Source organism: Candidatus Uhrbacteria bacterium (assembly GCA_016699205.1).
Classification (GTDB): domain Bacteria; phylum Patescibacteriota; class Patescibacteriia; order 2-12-FULL-60-25; family 2-12-FULL-60-25; genus CAIXDN01.
Window position 1 is genome coordinate 506,442 of sequence record CP064964.1, and the last position, 19,205, is coordinate 525,646.

General features: G+C 54.1%; 18 protein-coding genes and 4 tRNA genes. 11 read left to right on the plus strand and 11 right to left on the minus strand.

Annotation, left to right across the window (positions count from 1 at the left end):
* Window positions 1-11 precede the first annotated feature (11 nt).
* The 5 genes from IPH19_02545 to IPH19_02565 form a co-directional block, all read right to left on the minus strand.
* On the minus strand, window positions 12-2,198 hold the full coding sequence (locus tag IPH19_02545; GenBank protein QQR61312.1) for a diguanylate cyclase: 2,187 nt from the start codon (window positions 2,196-2,198) through the stop codon (window positions 12-14).
* Window positions 2,199-2,281: 83 nt separating this feature from the next.
* Window positions 2,282-2,506: a hypothetical protein gene (locus IPH19_02550; GenBank protein ID QQR61313.1), complete on the minus strand. Its 225-nt coding sequence runs from the start codon at window positions 2,504-2,506 to the stop codon at window positions 2,282-2,284.
* 82 nt (window positions 2,507-2,588) lie between these two features.
* The gene (locus IPH19_02555; protein ID QQR61314.1) at window positions 2,589-4,565 is read right to left on the minus strand and encodes a hypothetical protein; all 1,977 of its coding nucleotides are present in this window, start codon (window positions 4,563-4,565) and stop codon (window positions 2,589-2,591) included.
* Window positions 4,562-7,189 (minus strand): DUF4012 domain-containing protein, encoded by a 2,628-nt coding sequence (locus IPH19_02560; GenBank protein ID QQR61315.1) that lies wholly within the window; start codon window positions 7,187-7,189, stop codon window positions 4,562-4,564. The genes IPH19_02555 and IPH19_02560 overlap by 4 nt, the downstream gene beginning before the upstream one ends.
* Before the next feature lie 9 nt (window positions 7,190-7,198).
* On the minus strand, window positions 7,199-8,284 hold the full coding sequence (locus IPH19_02565) for a glycosyltransferase family 4 protein (protein ID QQR61316.1): 1,086 nt from the start codon (window positions 8,282-8,284) through the stop codon (window positions 7,199-7,201).
* A gap of 356 nt (window positions 8,285-8,640) precedes the next feature.
* Here IPH19_02565 and IPH19_02570 point away from each other — a divergent pair.
* From IPH19_02570 to IPH19_02585, 4 genes are all read left to right on the plus strand, one after another.
* A tRNA-Pro gene (locus tag IPH19_02570) sits at window positions 8,641-8,717 on the plus strand.
* A 105-nt stretch (window positions 8,718-8,822) separates the two neighbouring features.
* Window positions 8,823-9,152, plus strand: a complete 330-nt coding sequence (locus IPH19_02575; protein QQR61317.1) for a hypothetical protein — start codon at window positions 8,823-8,825, stop codon at window positions 9,150-9,152.
* A gap of 102 nt (window positions 9,153-9,254) precedes the next feature.
* Window positions 9,255-9,935, plus strand: coding sequence for a hypothetical protein (locus tag IPH19_02580; protein QQR61318.1), 681 nt, complete (start codon window positions 9,255-9,257; stop codon window positions 9,933-9,935).
* Window positions 9,936-9,968: 33 nt separating this feature from the next.
* Entirely contained in the window at window positions 9,969-10,472 is a 504-nt protein-coding gene (locus tag IPH19_02585; GenBank protein QQR61319.1) for a methyltransferase domain-containing protein, read from the plus strand.
* 37 nt (window positions 10,473-10,509) lie between these two features.
* On the opposite strand, the gene IPH19_02590 is transcribed toward IPH19_02585, so the two are convergent.
* Window positions 10,510-10,588: transfer RNA gene (locus tag IPH19_02590), tRNA-Gly, on the minus strand.
* Between the two features lie 76 nt (window positions 10,589-10,664).
* On the opposite strand from IPH19_02590, the gene IPH19_02595 reads away from it, so the two are divergent.
* Both IPH19_02595 and IPH19_02600 read left to right on the plus strand, forming a co-directional pair.
* Window positions 10,665-11,162, plus strand: a complete 498-nt coding sequence (locus IPH19_02595) for a hypothetical protein (GenBank protein ID QQR61320.1) — start codon at window positions 10,665-10,667, stop codon at window positions 11,160-11,162.
* Window positions 11,163-11,240: 78 nt separating this feature from the next.
* Window positions 11,241-11,315: transfer RNA gene (locus tag IPH19_02600), tRNA-Phe, on the plus strand.
* Window positions 11,316-11,626: 311 nt separating this feature from the next.
* Here IPH19_02600 and IPH19_02605 read toward each other — a convergent pair.
* The 3 genes from IPH19_02605 to IPH19_02615 form a co-directional block, all read right to left on the minus strand.
* Window positions 11,627-12,916, minus strand: coding sequence for a hypothetical protein (locus IPH19_02605; protein ID QQR61321.1), 1,290 nt, complete (start codon window positions 12,914-12,916; stop codon window positions 11,627-11,629).
* Between the two features lie 153 nt (window positions 12,917-13,069).
* Window positions 13,070-14,332, minus strand: a complete 1,263-nt coding sequence (locus tag IPH19_02610) for a divalent metal cation transporter (GenBank protein ID QQR61322.1) — start codon at window positions 14,330-14,332, stop codon at window positions 13,070-13,072.
* 65 nt (window positions 14,333-14,397) lie between these two features.
* Window positions 14,398-14,988: a nucleoside-diphosphate kinase gene (locus IPH19_02615; protein ID QQR61323.1), complete on the minus strand. Its 591-nt coding sequence runs from the start codon at window positions 14,986-14,988 to the stop codon at window positions 14,398-14,400.
* Between the two features lie 94 nt (window positions 14,989-15,082).
* Here IPH19_02615 and IPH19_02620 point away from each other — a divergent pair, with 94 nt between their 5' ends.
* From IPH19_02620 to rnc, 3 genes are read left to right on the plus strand one after another with little or no spacing between them, the layout of a single operon-like run.
* Complete coding sequence (locus IPH19_02620; protein QQR61324.1) at window positions 15,083-15,388, plus strand: 50S ribosomal protein L32; 306 nt, start codon at window positions 15,083-15,085, stop codon at window positions 15,386-15,388.
* A gap of 36 nt (window positions 15,389-15,424) precedes the next feature.
* Window positions 15,425-15,934, plus strand: a complete 510-nt coding sequence (gene nusB / locus IPH19_02625) for a transcription antitermination factor NusB (GenBank protein ID QQR61325.1) — start codon at window positions 15,425-15,427, stop codon at window positions 15,932-15,934.
* 2 nt (window positions 15,935-15,936) lie between these two features.
* Window positions 15,937-16,662, plus strand: a complete 726-nt coding sequence (gene rnc, locus IPH19_02630) for a ribonuclease III (GenBank protein QQR61326.1) — start codon at window positions 15,937-15,939, stop codon at window positions 16,660-16,662.
* A gap of 47 nt (window positions 16,663-16,709) precedes the next feature.
* Here the strand turns inward: rnc and IPH19_02635 are convergent, their stop codons facing one another.
* Together IPH19_02635 and IPH19_02640 are read right to left on the minus strand one after the other, a co-directional pair.
* The gene (locus IPH19_02635; GenBank protein QQR61327.1) at window positions 16,710-17,054 is read right to left on the minus strand and encodes a hypothetical protein; all 345 of its coding nucleotides are present in this window, start codon (window positions 17,052-17,054) and stop codon (window positions 16,710-16,712) included.
* A 268-nt stretch (window positions 17,055-17,322) separates the two neighbouring features.
* Window positions 17,323-17,397, minus strand: a tRNA-Arg gene (locus tag IPH19_02640).
* Between the two features lie 69 nt (window positions 17,398-17,466).
* Here IPH19_02640 and IPH19_02645 point away from each other — a divergent pair.
* Complete coding sequence (locus IPH19_02645) at window positions 17,467-18,117, plus strand: phosphoribosyltransferase (protein ID QQR61328.1); 651 nt, start codon at window positions 17,467-17,469, stop codon at window positions 18,115-18,117.
* Window positions 18,118-18,201: 84 nt separating this feature from the next.
* Window positions 18,202-19,203, plus strand: a complete 1,002-nt coding sequence (locus IPH19_02650) for an NAD(P)H-dependent glycerol-3-phosphate dehydrogenase (GenBank protein ID QQR61329.1) — start codon at window positions 18,202-18,204, stop codon at window positions 19,201-19,203.
* Window positions 19,204-19,205: the final 2 nt, after the last annotated feature.

Sequence of the window (19,205 nt, forward strand, 5' to 3'; positions counted from 1 at the left end):
TTGGTAAAGCCCTAGGATGCAAGGATGCGCTGCTTCAAATTGGAGACGTTTTGGACTTCCTGCTCCAATTCCGCGACTTTTTGCTTCAGACTGATGTTTTCTACCTTGGTATGCGATAGTTCCCCCTCCAAAATCGAGATCTTATGCTTCAAGCCATTGATCTGCTGGTCAAAATAGAGCTCACGGACTCGCGCATCAATGACTTTATCGATCGAATCCTCGTAATTTTCCTTGGTGGCACCCTTTTTCTTGATTTGATCGATGACAAATTTGAGGACTTCCTCGCCTTCCACCTCGCCTTTGGTCGACAACTGTTTAATCAGCAACTCGCCTTCCGCACCAAAAATAGCTTTCTGCGAGTACTTCAGGAGCTGTTCGTAACGCATCATGTCCCCCGACTTCTCCCCTGCCCACTTTTCCTCGACGAGTAGCTTGATGCGGTTGAAGCCTTTTTGAATTTCCAGCTGCTTGTCGGCAAAGCGGAGCGCGTACTCGGCGAGTTCGTTGCGCTCTTCTTTTGATCCCGGCTCGGAATTCATCGGCAAACCATTGTCGGCGACGAGCTTGCGCATCCCCTCTAGATCCAAAGGACCGAGCGAACCAAAGTTGAACGACAATTTTTGCTTGTAAAACTTCCCAAGAGCCGCATCGCCCTGAAGCGGGATTGCCGCAGCCTCATGCTGGCGGGCCAGTATCATTTCTTTAATGCGTTCCGCGGCATCATCGCCACCGCCCGTGATGCCAAAGGCGAATTCATCGCCACCGACGCGATACGCCTCCACGAGTATTCCTTCTTTGGATGCTTCCGCGGCGATTCCGTCGAGAAGTTCCGCGGCTTTTTTAATCGCGATGTTTCCGGTCTTATCGTTTCCTTCCTTATCGAAATACTTCAGGAACGCGAGGTCGATGTAGACGACGCCGACGGGCTTCCCACTCTCTAAACCGCTTTCCATCTGCTTGAACATGCGGCCGCGTTCCGCAAGACCCGTGGCCGGATTGCGGTCGGCGGCTTCAATTTCCGCATCGAGTACGGCGAGCTCGATATCGTCGGCGTCTGCGCCGGCGGCTTTGAGTTCATCGACCTTGGCGCGCTTCTTGGCGATCTCGGCAAAGCCGCGTGTTGGCTTGGGAGGTTCAAATCCATTCTCCGTACGCTCCGCCGCCGACGCCTCGCCCTTCAAGATCACATCAGGAAAGCCCGGGATACCGAGCTTCTGCTGGGCGGCAAACTCGCCGAGCGTTCTATCGATGCCGCGCTGGGTGTCACGACGGCTTGCGTACTGCCGGCGGGCTTCACTCTCCGCGAGGCGGTGTCTGGCGTCGATATCGGCCGCGGCAAATCGCTGTTGGAATGTTTCAAAATCGGGCGGGTCCTTTTCATCCGCATTTCGAAATAATTCTGCGAGCACCTTTTGATACTTCAAATAAAACTCCTCGGCCTTTGCCGGTTGCGTATCGATCATTTCCTGCATGCGCTTCATGCGGCTTTCCACTTTTTGGCGATCGTTCTGTTGCTGCAACAGTTCCTTCACGACGCCGATAGCAGGACCTTCCGGCTTTTCCGCAGAAAATAATGCCTTACGTTCTTCCGGCTTCAGCGCATTGATGATTCCAACCATGTCGGACTGGCTCGCCAAACTTGCTTCCATTGGAGCGTCGGGACCGATGGCAGCTAGGGCGTCTTTTGCATCGCTGAGAGCGTGCGTAATTTTCTCCGCCGTTGCGCGATCGGCATTTTTGAGACGGACACTGAAGTCATTTCCGGATGTTCGATAGACGTCAAACTGGGAGGGCTTGAGGACAGTCGCGAGCGTCTTTCTAATACGAGCCGCGGCAGCTTCAAGCGCCTTGTCTCCACTTGAGTGATCTCCTTCCGCATTCACGCGATCAAGCTCACCCATGTTTACGAGGAGGTAATGTGTTTTGAGATCTTCCGGACGGGGGGCAAGTATTTGCTCTTCCCCCTCCCCTTCAAAGCCACGCTTGGTTAAGTCCTCGACCATGTCGCGGCCAAAGTAGTCACCTTTCCATGAACCCGTATTATCATGTTGGGCATCAAAAAGCTCGAGGCGCCCATCCATAATCTTCCGCTTCTTGCTCTCCGGCGGAAGCTCATCCCTAAGCCGAACAAGCTCGGAACGCGAGCGGTCACGCTGCCTCAGAGCGGCGGGTTTTTCTTGGCGAATTTCTCCGTCCATACTGGCCAAAGAATAGCATAAAAACGACGAGCCCCGGACCAACCTATGTTGGACCGGGGCGTAGAGACGGAAAGCGCGAGCGCTCAGAGTATGGAAGCGATGTCCCCCACGGAGGGCGTGGGAGTCTGCTTCATGGTGGGCATGACAGCGATGGCGGCGATGGCGGCGGCCTCGGGTAGCGTCTTCAGGTCGTGAGCGCTCTCGAGACGGATGAAGTCGGAACCTCGGTAGCCGAGGTGGTCGTTCATCTTGTTCTGCAGAGATGCGAGCTGCGTCTCCGGAAGGGTAAGCCCCCTCGGAAGATCCATGAAGAGCCTGTATGCCTGTTCGCCGTACGACATCGTGTCACCCATATCCGCACCTCATCACAATAATAATGTTTTGTCAATCTTACGGCTTTTTTACCACACCCTTACCTTCTGCGGATTCGTCGCTGATCAAATCTGTTGTGAGAGCGGGCTTGGCGCGTACCAAAGGCTCGGTGGTTGCGGCGTCGGTAGCCGTTAAACGCGTCTCGCCGAGCAAGCGGGCAAAGCGGCCGATATCGAGGTCAGAAGGTGTGAGGGAGATATCAAAGCGGGCGGTTAAATCACGGATATCCTCTGGCATGCGGTTTAATTTCCAGCGAACGGTGCGCGTCGCTTCTTCATAGACGATATCACCTGCATCAACGAGCGACTGCTCGCTCCAAGCAACATTGGGCGGCAAGGCTGCGGAGACCTCGAGATTATCGAGACCGTGGAGTTTTTTCTCGATCGACCATTCAATACGATAGACCGTGGTTTTTCCGGCGACTGGCGGCAATGGACCGGTTCCGAGCGGTGCGCCTTCTTCCGTAAAATAGCGGGCGATGGCTTTTACGTCGGCGTCGGTGCGATAGCGGACGCGGATCGGGTTGGCGCGGAGAACGCGGTTCACTTTATCCTTGCCGACGGTCGCGAGCGTACCTGTGAGGTCGAGGCTGATCAGCGCGTCCTTGGTTCCGCTGGTCACGCCGAGCGAGGGTAGCGTGACTTCAATGGTCCCCTCTTCTCCGGGGGCCAGCTCGGCAAAATCCGGAATGGTATTTTTGTCGTAGCGGATGGTCTGGATGCGGGGTTTAGTACTTGTTGTGCCGCGCGCGGAGGCTTCAAGCTCGGTCCAATCGACGAGAGTTGTACCTGTGGCCGATACGCCGTTCACGAGAGACTCGACGCCTAATGTTACGGTTACATTTCCGAGCGTTTCCGGGCTGACATTTTTATAGGCGATAGCGATACGCAGAGAATCGCCCGGCTGCATGGTGCGGTCGGAGTCGGAACCGTTGGCGACCATGCGTAAACTTAGGTCGCCAGCCAAGACCGGGACCATCGATTCCTGGCTATAGAGCGTGAGGAACTCTGTGCCGCGCAATCGACCGACGCGAACTTTAAAAACGGATTCACCGGAGCTACCGGAGACAAAGGAGCCCGCGAAATTCCATGTGCTTGTAGCACTGGGGGCGAGCGTCGAGAGCGTCTGTTCCCATTCATGACCATCAGCTGTCGGCAAAAGTGTGGTACCTGTTGAAGCTGTTGGGATGAAGCCTGTTGGAAATGCGTAGCGGACGATCAAGCCGGATAATTCTTGGCTGCCGCGATTGGCGAGTTCAAAGGTAAAAGGCACTTGGTCGCCAGCAATGGTTTTGGCGGGCAAGAGAACGCGTCCATCAAAAACCGAAGCGCCGTAATCAAGCGATTGCGTGGCGAGGGATTCACGTGAACGAGTTTGACCGGAGGGTCGATAGGTGGCGATGGCTTGAAATGCGCTTTTAGCGCCGAGTGATCCAAGGAAAATACCCCGTACCGTGATCTGACCTTCTGCCGCCGGAGCGAGCATGCCAAGTTTCCAGGCCGTGTTCTGGGTTTCCGTTGGCCATGGGTCGGTGTAGGTCACTTGGAAATCGGCGGGCCAGGCGAGACGGAGCTCGGCATCGGAAACAGGCTGGAAGGCACGGTTGCGATACTTCACGACGAACGATTGTTCTTGGCCGAGCGTGATCGATGAAGGACCTTCAATCGCTACCTCAAGACCGAGATCATCGATTTCCGTATTTGGCTGGAGCCAGACAAGACCGAGCCAAGCAACGGCGCTCGTCATCGCACACAAAACAAGCAGCCAGGTGAAAAATCGGCGGATGCGATGCGGCTTGGAGTGCTCGAGCGTAGCAAGATCTTTTTTGCCGCCTTCTGCGAGATAGATTTTTTCCAATCCCCTGGCGACTTCATCGCCTTTCTTTTTTCTGTCATCGGTTTCATCCTCGGAATAGGAAAAAAACGCCTTCTTCCATGGGCGTGGAGGCGGAGGCGGAAGGCGTTTTTTTGAATGTCCTGAGGAGGGCGTCGTCATGGCGTTTGTAATAATCCGGCGACAACCGTATCGCGGTTCCAGAGCCCATCATAACCGATCGTTGGCTGATTGTTGTTAGCCCAAGAAACTTGCCACTCGGCCGGTAAGGCAACGGAAGACTTAATAACACGCTCAGGCTTACCCGATTGACTCGTGAGCTGGAGAACGTAAGCCGGTCTGCGGGCGCTGGAAGCTCGACCAACACCCTCTTGTAATCGGTTGGCGATTTCCGTGACTTCTGTCTCGCCCGGCTCGAGCTGAATCCATCCGCCAAATGCCGTGCGGCCAAATTCATCGGTGATGCGGACATTGCCAGGGCCAATGCGGGGACGCGATTCATTTGCGACCACATCTTGGTCTTCCGGATCGGTTGGCAGCGGGGTTTCAAACAGGTTTTGTGCAGGCGGATTGAAACCTGAAGCGGCGATGAGCTCGCTTCCCTGCGGAACATACACGCGCAGATAGGTGACATTGTTAGCGCCATGGAAAATCTGTCCTTTTTGTCCGCGATGCGTGCGCGTGATGGTGACTTTATCGGTGATGGAGCCGTCCGGAGCGATGGTTGCGGCGTGCTCGACTTTTTCATCGATCAATAGATCGGATTTTTGTCCGCCGATGTTGGTATTTACGACGGCAAGACTATCGCCAGGAACCGTTTTGAGACGGCTCGACCAGCCAAAGCGGTCGGAGAGCTCTTGCTCATTGTCGCGCGTGAACCAAGCTTGAATATCTTTTTCAACCAAGGCATCCGTTCCGAGTTTTGCAATATCGATCCATTGCTCATTGGACGCTTTGCTGATGCGCTCGAGCAATTTTGCCATCAAATCGCCAATGAATTTTTTTGGTTTATTTTCCTCGCGATCATACTCGACCTCAACGGCGAGCTGGGCTTCCTGCATGAAGTTTTCCGAGGTGATGACTTTGCCGTATTCCGGCATTTCAATCGGACCCGTAATTTTGAGCAGGTTTACAACAAGGCGAGCGTTGACCGTGAGAATGCCATCGAGCGTCGGCTGGCCGGCTTGGCTCCAGAACCAGTTGATTTTTTGGGCCGAGGCGGCGAAATCCGGAAACCAGTTGGCGTCTTGGAATTCCCAGTGATCGGCAATGAGGCGCATCGGGCCTGGCGCACGGACACGAGCTTTGAGCTGACCTTGAAGGTCGTAAGGGCCGCCACCTGGTACGGAAAGCGATTTGATTTCTCCGCGATCAAACACGACTTCTGCGTACGAACCCATGAAACCGCCGGTTGGACGGAGCTCAGCTGGGTTTTGAAAGACAATGAGGTATCGGCGCTGCGATTCTTCTCCGACTGCGGCGGCAGCGAAAGCCGAGAGAACGCGTAATTCACGCAAACCGGTTTGTACTTTGGAAAGCAGTTCCTGCGCTTCTTCTGCTTGCGGACGAACATCGGCCGGCAACGATTCCAACTTCACGCGCGACATCGAGCTAACCGCGTCTTCCAAAAGCGGAGCGGCGGCTTCGATATACGTCTGCATGAGACGGATGCGTTCTACCGGGTAGCGGATCATTCCGTCTTTTGCCTTGTCCGCGCCTTTGGCGAGCATGCCGGCGGCTTCTGCAGCTTTTTGTCCGGAGGCAACGAGCGCGCGGGCTGAAGCGTAGGCATCGCGTGTTTGCGGGAGCGCTTGAGAAACAGCAACCGCGAGTACGTTAACGCGATTCAATGCGCGGTCGCTTTCAGCGAGAGAAGCAGCGGCATTCCCCCATTCCATCGCTTTTGCTTCATCGATAGCGGCGCGGCTATTGCCTTCAATCGATGTCCAAGATGCAGAAAGCGAACGTCCGAGAGAGACGGCTCCGGCTGGCAATGAAACAAAGAGTGCGAGACCCAGAAAACCGGCAACGACACGCAAAGGCGCCAAACGCGGCACCAAAACAGGTGCACCCCAAGCTTGCTCGGTGTTGGTAATGACCTGCTCGACGTCTTCACGGATTTCTTCAACAGCATCCTCGACCTTATGTTCAAAAGCGACGATTTCTTGAGCGATGGAAGGCTTTTTCTCCGCGACTTGGACTGGTCGAGGCTTAGCTTCACCCAAATCCGCATGTTCCCAGGTAATGAAAGGCGCGCGAATTCTGTTCCACCAGCGATAGCGTTCCTGAAAAGCTGTCTCGGCCTCGCCTGGCGTGTATTGCTCGACGTACCAGTGCGGGTCGGGCTGAACCAAAGACAAGTCGGATGCGGCGGCGGCGAGCGCGTCGAGGGAGACGGGTGCGTCGTAGGGAGCGCTCCACTTGTGAATCTCTGCCATGACTGGCTGATGCAGTTCCGGCTTGTGAGCGCGAGCCGGGCGGACAACCGGCAAAACATGTGCGCTTGCGCTGTGATCCCCTTGTCGGACTTCCAAACGCTTGGCGTGCGAGACACGTACAATTTTTTGGACAAGCGCGATGTCCAAATCGAGAATCGGATTTTGCAGTGGCGCTGTTTCCTGGACGCTGGATTTAATTATTTCCGTTTCTACCGACATTGAAACCGATGCCGAATCAACCTCGACATGCTCGACCACGTTGGCGAGCTGACTCTCCAGACGCGAGCGCTCGTTCATGACGCGCCACTCGGGTCTTTGGTTTTTAGGTTGTCGCTTGGAGCGCGGCATGGGGAATGATCAATGATGGTGTGCGATGGAGCGGAGTGCGGCGAGCGTCTTGCCTGCCGCGTCTTCCCAGCGATGGCGACGGCGTACTTCCTGGCCTCCTTGGTGGGCTTCCGACTTGGCTTTTGGGAGGTCGGCTAGGCAGCTTTCGATCGCCGTAATCATACCATCTTTATCGCCAGACTTGAAGAAGAAAACGCCTTCCGAGGGTAGGACTTCCCGCAGCACCGGAATATCCGAGGCGATGACTGGCGTTCCGGCTGAAAGCGCCTCGATTGGCGGTAGGCCAAAACCTTCAAACGAGGTCGGGAAGACAAAGGCGGAAGCGTTGGAATAGAGCGTTGCGAGCTCTTGGTCGTCAGGCGAACCGACAAAGAGTACATTCTTGACGCCATTATTTTGGACCTGGGATTTGATACGTGAGAGAAATACATCGTCCTTGCCGGTGATGACAAGCGAGAGCTGCGGATGTTTTTTTGAAATGATCGACCAGCTATCAATGAGCAGATCGAGACGTTTGTGCGGATATGCGGAACCGACGTAGAGAAGATAGTTTTCAGTTTTTAGTGGCCAGTGGTCAGTACTGACACCTGACACCTGATCACTGACCACTGCACTTAGTCCTTCCCCTGTTACAACAACGTTCTTGTATGCTGATGGGTAATATTTTTTTATATCATCGGCAACCGCTTGCGTGGGGACGAGGATGATTGAAGCGCGATGAATCGCGTTTGATAGAACGATGCGATGACCGAGCCGCTTTAACCAAGAAATGATCGGACCACGCGTGGAAGCTTTGGCGCTCGCGGGTTGATGCCGCAAAAGAAGATCATGGATGGTGATGGCGAGCGGGCCTCGATAGAGAAGCGGGACATTCCAGTGCGGAACCCAGAGGAGGTCGGGTTTGGCGGCGCGGATAACTGAAGGAAAACGGAGCTGTTCGGCTAAGCCGTACCAAGTAATTGAGGATTCCAGCAGCACGAGTTCATCGTTTTGTGTCAGTTTTGGGCGGATGTGGTCGGTTATCTCCTTTATATAACGTCCAATACCGCGGGTTTTCCCGGCTCCCATCATTCTGGCGTCGACAACGAGTCGCATAGATACAAGCACCTTAACCCGTTGACGAAAAACACGGAATATGTGAGATTCTGACCTACGTACAGGAATTTGGAAGGCGAGCTTATCCCCGACCAGCGGACGCGGTGGCTCACCGCGCGAGCTGTATAAGGATCCGTCCAAATCGCGTCCGCAAGGGCGAAATCCTAGGGCAGGTGATGTTGTGTCCCGACCTCCGGAAGCGCGACATCAAGACGCATGAAGAGCTAAAGCTGCCAGAGTCCAGGCTGGCAACTGATAGTGCGGCGCCCTGCCCGGCGCTATTCTGACCCCGATCCGACGTACTGGATCGGGGTCTTCTCTTTTTTGATGATTTCGTCTAGGATGCTGGGACTCATCGGGCTGTAGCGCAGTTGGCTAGCGCATCTGCTTTGGGAGCAGAGGGTCGTGGGTTCGAGTCCCACCAGCCCGACCATCAATAAATCCGCCGAAAGGCGGATTTGTTTTACCCTTTCGTTATTGACGAAAACAGTTGGTTGTGGCATTAATTCCAACCCACGCACCTTTAACGGGGGTATCCATGGAGCTCCAGTCCTCGCTCACAGACGAGTCGCCGGTCGTCACGCTCAAGTCCGGCCATAGGGTCTCGAGCTTCCTCGTGAAGCAGGTCATGTCCAAGGTCAAGGAAATGCAGGAAGACATGAAGAACGGAGCGATTCTCTTGAACGACCTCGTTATGAGGTGTCGGGACGAGAATCACGAGTTCTTCATCGGCTGCCAGTGGAAACTCGCAGAGCTCGGGTTCCTCGACACGAACGACAATGTCATACCTTCCATGCGGGAGATCATCCTCTCCTCCGCCACAGAGCATGGCAACGGATTCTCCTTTCACTCCCCGATCGCCAGCTAGTACAGGCCTACCGCTATAACGGCCCGACATCTGTCGGGCCGTTTATTGTTTTATAAGAACCCTCGACAGAATCGAAAAATCGTGCTACACATCGCGTGATTTATGAACTACCCCATCGCCACATTATTGCCGGGCCGAGACACGCCAGTACGCGCGGGTCATCCTTGGATTTTTTCCAAAGCGATTGCCAAAGAACCAAAGCCATCTCCGGCTAATGGCGAGCTTGTTTTAGTGCAGTCGGCCAAAGGTGATTCGATCGGCCTTGGAACATGGGGCGCGGGTGCGTCGATCCGTATCCGCATGCTGACGACCGATAGCAAAGCTGTGATCGATACGGATTGGTTTATCGAGAAGTTGCGTGCCATCGATACCTGGAAAAAGACACATCTTCCTGCGGATACGGATGGGTATCGCGTTGTGTATGCCGAGTCGGATGGCATTCCAGGATTGATTGTGGATCGCTATGCGGATGTGATCGTCATGCAGATTCATACGGCCGGTATGGATCGTTTGCGTACGGAGATTCTCCAGGCGTTACAGGAAGTATTTGAGCCACGCGCGATCGTGGAGCGCTCCGACATCGAGTCGCGTTTGCGCGATGGTTTGCAGATGATTGAGCCGATTGTTCGTCACGGTGAGATCGATAAGCCGGTCGCATTTAAGGAACATGGTCTGACATTTTTGGCCGATGTTCTTGGCGGACAGAAAACGGGATTCTTTCTTGATCAGCGCGAGACGCCGTCACTTGCGTTGGAACGCTATCGAAGGACAAACATGTATTGAATCTCTTTGGATATACGGGCGGATTTAGCGTGCATGCCGGCCAAAGGCGGTGCGAGTTTTGTGACGACGGTTGATTTGTCAGAATCGGCGTTGGAACTTGCGCAGCAAAACTTGAAAGCGAATGGATTTGATCCAGAAGATGAAAGCCAATTCCTTTTGCTCGAGGCCGATGTGATGGATTTGATTCGCGAACGCGAACTTGCTGGCGCACCCTATGATTTGATCGTGTGTGATCCGCCGGCTTTTGCAAAAACGGGCACGCAATCCGAGAACGCGCTCGATGCGTACACAAAACTCAATATGGAATGCTTGATGCGTCTTGGCCAAGGCGGCATTCTCGTGACGAGCTCTTGTTCCGGACGCGTGACTCCTGATGAATTCAAGTCGATGCTGCGTATTGCCGCAGGACGGGCTGGCCGCGATGTGCGATTGATTGCGGAACTTGGACATGACATCGATCATGCCGAGCGCATCGCGTTTCCGGAGGGTCGCTATCTGAAGACATTGGTTGTCGAGGTGACGAACATCATCAAATAAATAAACAAAAAAGCTCCCGCGTCGGGAGCTTTTTTGTTGGAGCGGGTGAGGGGAATCGATCGAACCCCTGTCAACAGGTTGGAAACCTGTGGTAATAGCCATTATACGACACCCGCGAACGGGAGAAATCTACTTGAAATGCTTTTTTTAGGCAAGACGCTCCTGTGCTATGCTTCATGAGCGGAGGTTTCTATGCGACAGATATTGCTGATCGCGCGTCAGCTGACGGTTGCAGGGGCGATGATCGACCCGCAAACAGCCAAGTTCATCGACACGCAGAAAGATCTCCACGAAGAAATTTCTGCGGAACTCTCTACCTTTGGCCAAGTTCTCAAGAAGAGCACGAGCGGTGTCTTTCCCCGCGCTCAGACGCCAGCACCCGACACAAAGTCGGTCGAGCTCGCGCCCACGTTCTTTGCCGAGATTTTGCCACTCGTTATCAAGTCAGACTGTGTCGTCGTTGTCCGCGACGGCCAAAATGATTTGCGAGGCGCCATCGTCATGTTTGCATCCATGGAGAGACGTCCGGTCCTTGCCCTTCTGCAGGAACCGAAAGGCGTTCACCTCCCCGGCGACCCCCTCTACCATCTACCCAACATCACCAACGTCCGTTTCCATCATTTCCCAGAAGCCAAAAATGGCATCGCGAGATTCATGAACGGAATCCCGCTACGACAAGCGGCCGGCTGACTAGAGGGAGGCTGATATAGCCTCCCTCTTCACATTTCTAGCGACATTTGGTACTGTCTGCGAGCAAAAATACCACGCGCCGAGGTAGCTCAGTGGTAGAGCGAAGGACTGAAAATCCTTGCGTCGCCAGTTCGATCCTGGCTCTCGGCACCATGAGGGACGACCCTACTCACAGGGTCGTTCTTCTTTTTTCCAAACAAAAAAAGACCGGCATGAGGTATTCGGCTCAGTCAAATGGGGCCAAGGCCGTACCTGTAGCCCGCTACGCCAGAATGAACCGACGCTGCCGCTACAGAGGTGGTAAGCCGCCCGGGATCGTCGCCCTTTTGCCTCAGCAAATACGCAGACCGGATCCCACGAGTCGAACATTAGCCCGAATCCTCACACCAGCCTGTTTCAAATATTCCATGCTTCGCATCGGATGTAAAGCAGAAGCCCCCCGAAGTACTTCGGGGGGCTCGAGTTCAGAACTTGCCTTTGTTGTCGTGGGCGCGCACGTGGGCGACGAATTGGTGCCAGATGTCGGCGTTGGTGCGCGGCAACGTCACGTCGTCGACGGTGACAAAGTCGGCGGGCCACGGGACGTCGGTCAACGCCTCCGGAAACAAGATGAAGAAGATGTCCCGGATGTACTGCAGGAGCTTGTAGCAGCCGTGATGCGCGTCATCGTGACGGCATCTGCTGTCGATGAAGTCGCGAATCGACATGAACTGCACTTCGACGACGCGGTCGGCGACGAGCGCGTTGTACTTCATCGCCTTGAAGCGCTTGCTTGATGAACCGTTGCGCTCATCGAGCTTGCGGCCTTCTCGGTGGCCGAGATTGGAGTCTTGATCGCAGACCGATCCGGGGCACGGCACGAGGACCTGACGCACGGCCGAGACCACCGCATCGACATCGGCTTCCGAGTCGATGACAAAGGTCATGGCGACGCCGTCGCCGATGTTGGCGAGCTGCGGGAAGCGGATGTCCTTGATCAGGCCTTTCAGCACCGGAAAGCGCTTGGGGCGGATGAAGAACAGGGTCGGAATGTCTTCCCCGCGCAGCTTGTATCGATTGGTCTCGACGGTGAACTGCGTATCGGACGGAAGCGACGACTCGCGCGGTGCGGCGTAGCGGTATTCCTTGCAGGCAAACGCATGCTCCGGATCGAGCGTTGCGACGATCTTCACCTTTTCCTTGGAACCGCGCTGGAACAGGGTCTGCTCCAAGATGCGCTTGATCTGCACGGTCTCATCCTCGAGCGTCGCCTGCGCGTAACCGGCGCGACGATACTCAAAGAACGATTGCGCGAGGACGAGTTTGGTCTGCGCGGAGCGCTTGACCCATGCCCAGTCCGACCATTCACGCCCCGGCGGCAAAGGCGCTCGCGCGATATCGAGAAGCTTGATCGGATTGTGCGTCGAGCGGACTTCTTCCGGACGACGCAGCATGTGATGCAGATCGCGATTCTGGCCATTCACCTCCAGCAGACGCGGAAGATACGACAGCAGGTAGTCGTACATTTCCTCGACGTCACGGCAGGAGTCGCGCCAGATCGCATAGTTGCGGTCAAAGTCTGCCGGTAGCCCACGGTACATCGGAACGGTCTTGCGACCGCTTGCACGACGAAGGCTGCCGACAAAGTGATCGTGGAAGGTTTGGAGCAGGGTCTCCATCTTGATCTTGTCCGACCAGCCGAGGCGATCGGCCTTGGCAGAGACGGAGTCGAGCTTGGCGAACAGCATGCGCCAGCGGATGATCTCTCCATACATGACGGAGTGGCGGTCGGAAGCCATGGCACCGAGCTCGCTGCCACGCAGGTGGATCAGGCTCGGAAACTTACGCGCAAGTCTCTCTCGAGACATCTTCCTATCCCTTTCATGGAAAGAACGAGCTTCGACATTTCCACAAAAGCCCGATTTTGGCTAGACCCGAATGCTTTGGACGATAAGGGCGACAGTCGCCAGCCCGAGTCCGATCACCGTCAAACCATTCCACATATTAGACCAAAGTCCGTTTTTCCAGACTCCCATGCGTTTTTTATCATTTGCGATCAGGAGAATTGCCATGAGCAATGGAGCTGCGATAGCTCCATTTAAGGCAGCAGAAGCAACCAGTAGATCAATTGGCGCAAAACCCATCAGGGCAAAAAGGAGACCGAGCAAGGTTGAGCACGCGATTACCGCGTAGAAGCCACGGGCACGGAACCAGGGCTTATCCAAGCCAAGTTTCCAACCAAAGCCTTCAGAAACAGCATAAGCGGTGGAACCAGCAAGAACCGGAACAGCGAGTAATCCAACGCCAATAATACCGAGGGCAAATACGAGCCCTGCTGCGTGACCAGCGACAGGAACCAAGAGGCGTGCAATATCAGCGGCGGAATGGATTTCACCGACTCCTCCGGCGTGGAGCATGCCGGCTGCCGTCAGCAAGATGAACCAGGCGACGATATTAGACAGCAGCATTCCGAGCGCCGTGTCGATACGCATGATACGGAGCTCGCCCACAAGCTTACGATCGGTTCCATTTTTTTTATGCTGGTGACGTTTTTGACGCTCCTCTTCCCACTCTTGTCCGCCTTGCCAGAAAAAAAGATAAGGCGAGATGGTTGTACCAAGAATCGCGAGTAGTAAATAAATAAAATCGCGGCTCGGTACGAAGGTGGGAACAACGGTTGCGGTTGCGGCCATGTTCCAATCGATCGGCCAGACAAAGGCGACAGCGATGTAAGCGAGCAAAGCGAGTGTCAGCCACTTCAAATACTTTGCGTATGTTTTGTAGGAAAGAAAAATCTCGAGACACAGACCGATCAGCGTAAAAACAACCAGCAGTGATGTTGTCGGAACCGGAATAATGAGGCGAGCTGCTTCCGCCATCATCAACAAATCTGCGGCGATATTTACGACATTTGCAATGAACAACAATAGGACTACCGGCACGACCAATGATTTGGAATACTCGCGAATATTGCTTCCTAGCCCCTTTCCCGTAACGAGTACGATGCGTGCACACATCTCCTGTACGGCAAACATCAATGGGAAACTGAATAACAGCGTCCAAAGAGGCGCATAACCAAAACGCGCGCCTGCTTGCGCATAGGTCGCGACCCCTGACGGGTCGTCATCTGCGGCGCCGGTTGTGACTCCGGGGCCGATTATTTTTCCAAAACGCTTCAAACGAGCGAACATGATTTCATTGTAGCAAAAACACCGACAGCTTGCGCTATCGGTGTTTGTTTGGACTGAATATTTATTTACTCTGCTGGCAAGAACCACTTGGCATCGTACTGCACGCGATCGTTCACATGCTCGTACTTGTGCAACTCGACTTCCGAGAACCAGATCGGAATTTCGTTGTTGGCTTCCTGAACATTGCCAGAGGCGTGGATCAAGTTGCGGAGCGGACGGTTCTGCGCGTTGGAGAGCGCATAGGTGTCGTGCGAGAGATCTCCGCGGATTGTTCCGGCCGGAGAGGAGGCAGGCTCCGTTGCACCAACGAGTTTGCGGACCAAGGAAACAGCCATCTCGCCTTCAAGCACCATGGCGACAATCGGCGAGGAGCGGAGGAAGTCGACTAGGCCAGCCTTGATCTCGCCGCCATAGGCTTTGTGATCGGCGTACGGGAAGACTTTTCCTTCTGCCTCGTACTTGGTTTTAGCCTTGGTAAAGACGGCCATCATCCATTCTTCCGTCAGAGCATAGTGCTTATCGACGTCTTCCTGCTCAGCGTGAACCATTTTCATGGCCACGATCTTAAGTCCAACCTGCTCAAAACGGCTAAGAATAGTGCCAATTAAGCCGCGCTGAACGCCATCCGGTTTGATCAATACAAGTGTTTGTTCCATATGATGTGGCAGAGTATACACATATTTCTCCAAACCTTGCAAAATAATCGGCTTTTTGTTAGACTTGAGGCAACTATTTACTGATTTATCTGATATGGGACTTCCTGGCCATCGCCGAACTAGCTCACACAAGCGCCGCCGCGCCTCACATTTTGCGTTAACTAAGCCTTCAATTACGACTGACAAGGCCGGTCGTACGCATCGCATGCACCGTGCCGCCCCTGGCGCCACGGAGTACAATGGTATTGCCATTCACGTAAAAGGCCGCGAGCGCAAGCTTGCCAAGGCCTTGGCCAAGACCAAGCCTCAGCACGATCACAAGCACGACGAGAAGGAGCACGATCACGAAACCAAGAAAGCCGCTCCTCCGAAGGCTAAGACACGTGCCAAGAAAGCGTAAGACTTCCTCAAACCGATCGTTCGCACCTTTGCTCCTATGTCCAATCGTCATCTTGCCCGAGCTCTCGCCATGCAATCCTTGTATGAGTGGGATTTTTATGGCGGAGAACGAGATGCGCATAAGCTGATCGAGCGAAATATTGAGGAGTTTGTTAAAGAATTTGATGAGACGGAGTTTGCGACCAAGATTGTCGATGGCGTTATCAAGCATCAGGCTGATATCGATGCCACGATTACCAAGTTTGCCCCGGATTGGCCTTTAGCCAAGATTACGACGGTTGACCGCAATGTCCTGCGTATCGGTGCATTTGAGCTCTTGTTCAATCACGATATCCCGAGCAAGGTGGCGATTAACGAGGCGATCGAGCTTGCTAAGACATTTGGCGGAGAATCGAGCGGAAAGTTTGTGAACGGTGTTCTCGGAGCCGTGTATCGCGATCAAGTCGCACAAGGCATTACCAAGGACTCGGATAAACCAAAAGAGAAAAAAGATACGCCTGACAAGATCCAGGCTAAACATGAAGGCTCACAGATTAACAACATGTAATTATGCCAACACTTCCGGACCTCGGCCCGCTGGAAGAACGACTGGGGCACGCCTTCCGTGACCGCTCGATCCTCCTGCAGGCACTCACGCATCGATCGTTCTTGAACGAGAACGCCGACCATCCTTACCCGCACAATGAGCGTCTCGAATTTTTGGGAGATGCTGTTCTTGAATTGATCGTTACCGAATATCTTTTTAAGAATTACGCCAATGATGAAGGCGATCTTACCAACTGGCGTGCAGCTCTCGTGAATGCGATTACGCTGGCTGGTATTGCCCGCAACCTTCAATTTGAAGAATTCATTTTGATGAGCAAGGGCGAGGCTAAAGACAAGAATTCAAAAGCCCGTTTGTATATTTTGGCGAATGCGATTGAAGCGATTATCGGTGCGATTTATCTTGATGGCGGAACGCAGGCTGCTGAGAAATTCATTACGTCGCATATTCTTTCCCATTTGAAAAAGATTTTGGAAGATGAGCTGTACGTTGATGCGAAGAGTAAGTTTCAAGAGACGGCACAGGAACTTCTTGGAACGACACCGACATACAAAGTCCTTGAGGAGAGCGGTCCGGATCATGCAAAAGAATTTACGATCGGCGTATATCTTGGGAAGGAATTGGTGGCCGTAGGAAAAGGCACGAGCAAGCAGGAAGCGCAGGTATCGGCGGCGGATGCAGGGTTGGATGCTAAGGGATGGAGAACGACGCCGGCGAAGAAGGATAAATAACGAATCGAGCCACCCAGTTTGGGTGGCTCGTGCTTTTGCCTATCGGTCTATGGCCGACGTGCGCCGAAGGCAACTTTGAGAGGCTCACTTGAGCCGTCGAGACGGGATCGCAGCAGATCCAGAAACTCGTTGTCGAGATGACCGTCGAGATGCTTCAGCAAGCCCGTCATCGCTTGCGTCATGCCAAACGGGCTAAGCGAGAGCCAAGACCCGACCGTTGCGGGGGAGCTCTCCATGAGAGAAAGCCCTTTTTCCAGGTCACCGCGACAATGACCCTCTTGAAGAACTTGGAAAAGAGCGCTCGGTACCTCGAGCGTCCCGTTCACGACTCGCGCACCAAAATCCGTGGCATCGAACTTGAGTGAAGGGTTCTCTACGTAGCGCATTGTCATCCTCCTATGAAACTTTGTCATTATTATTTAATACTGTCTAGACAAATAGAAAGACCCCAAATGCCTATTTTTTAGACACGGGGTCTTGGGATGGCAGCGTCAGGAAGGACCGATCTACCCACTTGCTGTTGCCTACCGAGCCCAGCTCGGCCTCCAGGTGACGAGAGCCCTCATCCAGCAAGCCTGAATGGAATATAGCTTGAATAAGAAAATAGTCAATAGTCGGAACATAACGAAAAACAACTCGAGGTTGCGAGTTGTTTTTCCATGGTGTCCCGAGAGGGAATCGAACCCCCATCCCGTGGTTCGAAGCCACGTATTCTATCCGTTGAACTATCAGGACATTTTTTAGGTAGCGACGTGAGATTAGCCTAGAAAGACATTTGCGACAAGCGTTAGGCTGGGCTAAGGTTTGGCTGCACCTTTAGGAGGATTCATGCCCAAGTCGGAGCTGCCGATCGATATCCTGATAGAGAAGAAGTGCATCATGCAGGGGCACTTTGTGCTCAAGAGCGGAAAGCACTCCTCGGTGTACATCAACAAGATCCGGATGTACCCGGACTCGATCTTGCTCAGCACGCTGTGCATCGAACTCGCGACGCCATTCATAAGCGATCCGGTCGACATCGTCGTCGGTCCGGCGCTCGGAGTGATTGCGCTTGCGCTTTGTACCGCCAAGTCGCTCTCAATCTGGCGCAATACCGTCGTGCCGTGGGCGTTTGCGGAGAAGGATGGCGAGAACTTCACGTTCCGAGATCCGTATCCCGAGTATCTCCACAACATGCAGGTCCTCGTCGTGGATGACATCCTGACGACGGGCGGCTCGATCAAGCGTACGATCGAGGCGGTACGACGCGCGGGAGGGATTCCTGTGGGCGTCGGGGCGATCTGCAATCGCGGACGCGTGACCGCAGAGACGCTAGGCGTCTCCAAGCTGCGCTCCCTCATCGAGATGTCCGTGGAGGACACTTGGGAGGCTGCCGATTGTCCGCTTTGCGCGAGCGGCGTACCGATCAGCATCGATGTTGGCCACGGCAAGCAGTTCTTGACTGACAAGAGCTGACCCCCCCCATTCCTGAATCAACCTCTCCTGCAGCCGCCCCCAACGCACTCGCGCTGGGGGCGGCCTTCGTTTATACTCTTGTGCATGTCAAAAGCTCCGATTGCGATTTTGGGTGCTGGGAATATGGCCTCGGCGCTGGCACTGAACCTAGCTCGTCATAAACGACCCGTCAGGTTGTATTGCATCGAGGCGGATGTGGAAGCGGACATGCGGGCAAATCGATGTAATGCCAAATATTTGGCCGGTCATCGATTTCCAAAACATGTCACCGCATCCCCCGATATCGCCGAAGTGCTAAAAGGTGCCGAGGATATCTTTATTGCCGTTCCATCATTTGCCGTAGCCGAGGTTATGACACTTGCCAAACCGTTTCTCGGACGCAAGATTAAATCGATCGCCAGCATCACCAAGGGACTCGATGAAGTGACATTGAAACCGCTCGTGATGAGCGAGGCAAATATCCTTTCATCGGAATTACGGAACCGCGTCTGTACATTGGGCGGACCTGCTATTGCCAAAGAAATGGCCGCAGGCTCCCCCACCGGATTTGTCATCGCCGGACGCGAGAAATCAGTACTTCAGCGCGTCAAAAAACTTTTAGAGACGCAGACGGTCAAATGCGCAACCTCGACGGACTTGATCGGCGTTGGTATGGCTTCTGCGCTCAAGAATCCCTATGCGATTGCACTCGGCTTTTGTGACGGTCTACAGTATCCGACCAATGCAAAAGCCATGATGCTCGCGATCGCAGTCGAAGAAATGGAACATGTTATTCTTAATGCCGGCGGGCATATTGATACAGCGGCCGGATTGGCGGGTTTGGGAGACTTGATCGTCACCGGCATGAGTCCGCATGGAAGGAATCGTACCTACGGCGAGCGCTTGGTCGGGGCCAAGAGCAAGGTACCGAGCGATTTAGGACTTGGGACCGTAGAAGGGATTGCAGCGACAGGTTTAGCGGTTAAACTTGCGCGAAGACTCAAGATCAAGACCCCTTTACTCGACACGATTGACCGCTGTCTGCGCAGCAAGCACCATTTTGAACAACCGTTTGTCCACTATCTGAAACATTTACAACTCCCCTAGCT

Bases quoted from the DNA above. Each gene is read 5' to 3' on its own strand.
- IPH19_02545 (QQR61312.1), bottom strand. From the start codon at position 2,198: ATGGACGGAGAAATTCGCCAAGAAAAACCCGCCGCTCTGAGGCAGCGT.
- IPH19_02650 (QQR61329.1), top strand. From the start codon at position 18,202: ATGTCAAAAGCTCCGATTGCGATTTTGGGTGCTGGGAATATGGCCTCG.
- IPH19_02560 (QQR61315.1), bottom strand. From the start codon at position 7,189: ATGCCGCGCTCCAAGCGACAACCTAAAAACCAAAGACCCGAGTGGCGC.
- IPH19_02635 (QQR61327.1), bottom strand. From the start codon at position 17,054: ATGACAATGCGCTACGTAGAGAACCCTTCACTCAAGTTCGATGCCACG.
- IPH19_02620 (QQR61324.1), top strand. From the start codon at position 15,083: ATGGGACTTCCTGGCCATCGCCGAACTAGCTCACACAAGCGCCGCCGC.
- IPH19_02610 (QQR61322.1), bottom strand. From the start codon at position 14,332: ATGTTCGCTCGTTTGAAGCGTTTTGGAAAAATAATCGGCCCCGGAGTC.
- rnc (QQR61326.1), top strand. From the start codon at position 15,937: ATGCCAACACTTCCGGACCTCGGCCCGCTGGAAGAACGACTGGGGCAC.
- IPH19_02585 (QQR61319.1), top strand. From the start codon at position 9,969: ATGCCGGCCAAAGGCGGTGCGAGTTTTGTGACGACGGTTGATTTGTCA.
- nusB (QQR61325.1), top strand. From the start codon at position 15,425: ATGTCCAATCGTCATCTTGCCCGAGCTCTCGCCATGCAATCCTTGTAT.
- IPH19_02615 (QQR61323.1), bottom strand. From the start codon at position 14,988: ATGGAACAAACACTTGTATTGATCAAACCGGATGGCGTTCAGCGCGGC.
- IPH19_02555 (QQR61314.1), bottom strand. From the start codon at position 4,565: ATGACGACGCCCTCCTCAGGACATTCAAAAAAACGCCTTCCGCCTCCG.
- IPH19_02595 (QQR61320.1), top strand. From the start codon at position 10,665: ATGCGACAGATATTGCTGATCGCGCGTCAGCTGACGGTTGCAGGGGCG.
- IPH19_02580 (QQR61318.1), top strand. From the start codon at position 9,255: ATGAACTACCCCATCGCCACATTATTGCCGGGCCGAGACACGCCAGTA.
- IPH19_02550 (QQR61313.1), bottom strand. From the start codon at position 2,506: ATGGATCTTCCGAGGGGGCTTACCCTTCCGGAGACGCAGCTCGCATCT.
- IPH19_02575 (QQR61317.1), top strand. From the start codon at position 8,823: ATGGAGCTCCAGTCCTCGCTCACAGACGAGTCGCCGGTCGTCACGCTC.
- IPH19_02565 (QQR61316.1), bottom strand. From the start codon at position 8,284: ATGCGACTCGTTGTCGACGCCAGAATGATGGGAGCCGGGAAAACCCGC.
- IPH19_02605 (QQR61321.1), bottom strand. From the start codon at position 12,916: ATGTATGGAGAGATCATCCGCTGGCGCATGCTGTTCGCCAAGCTCGAC.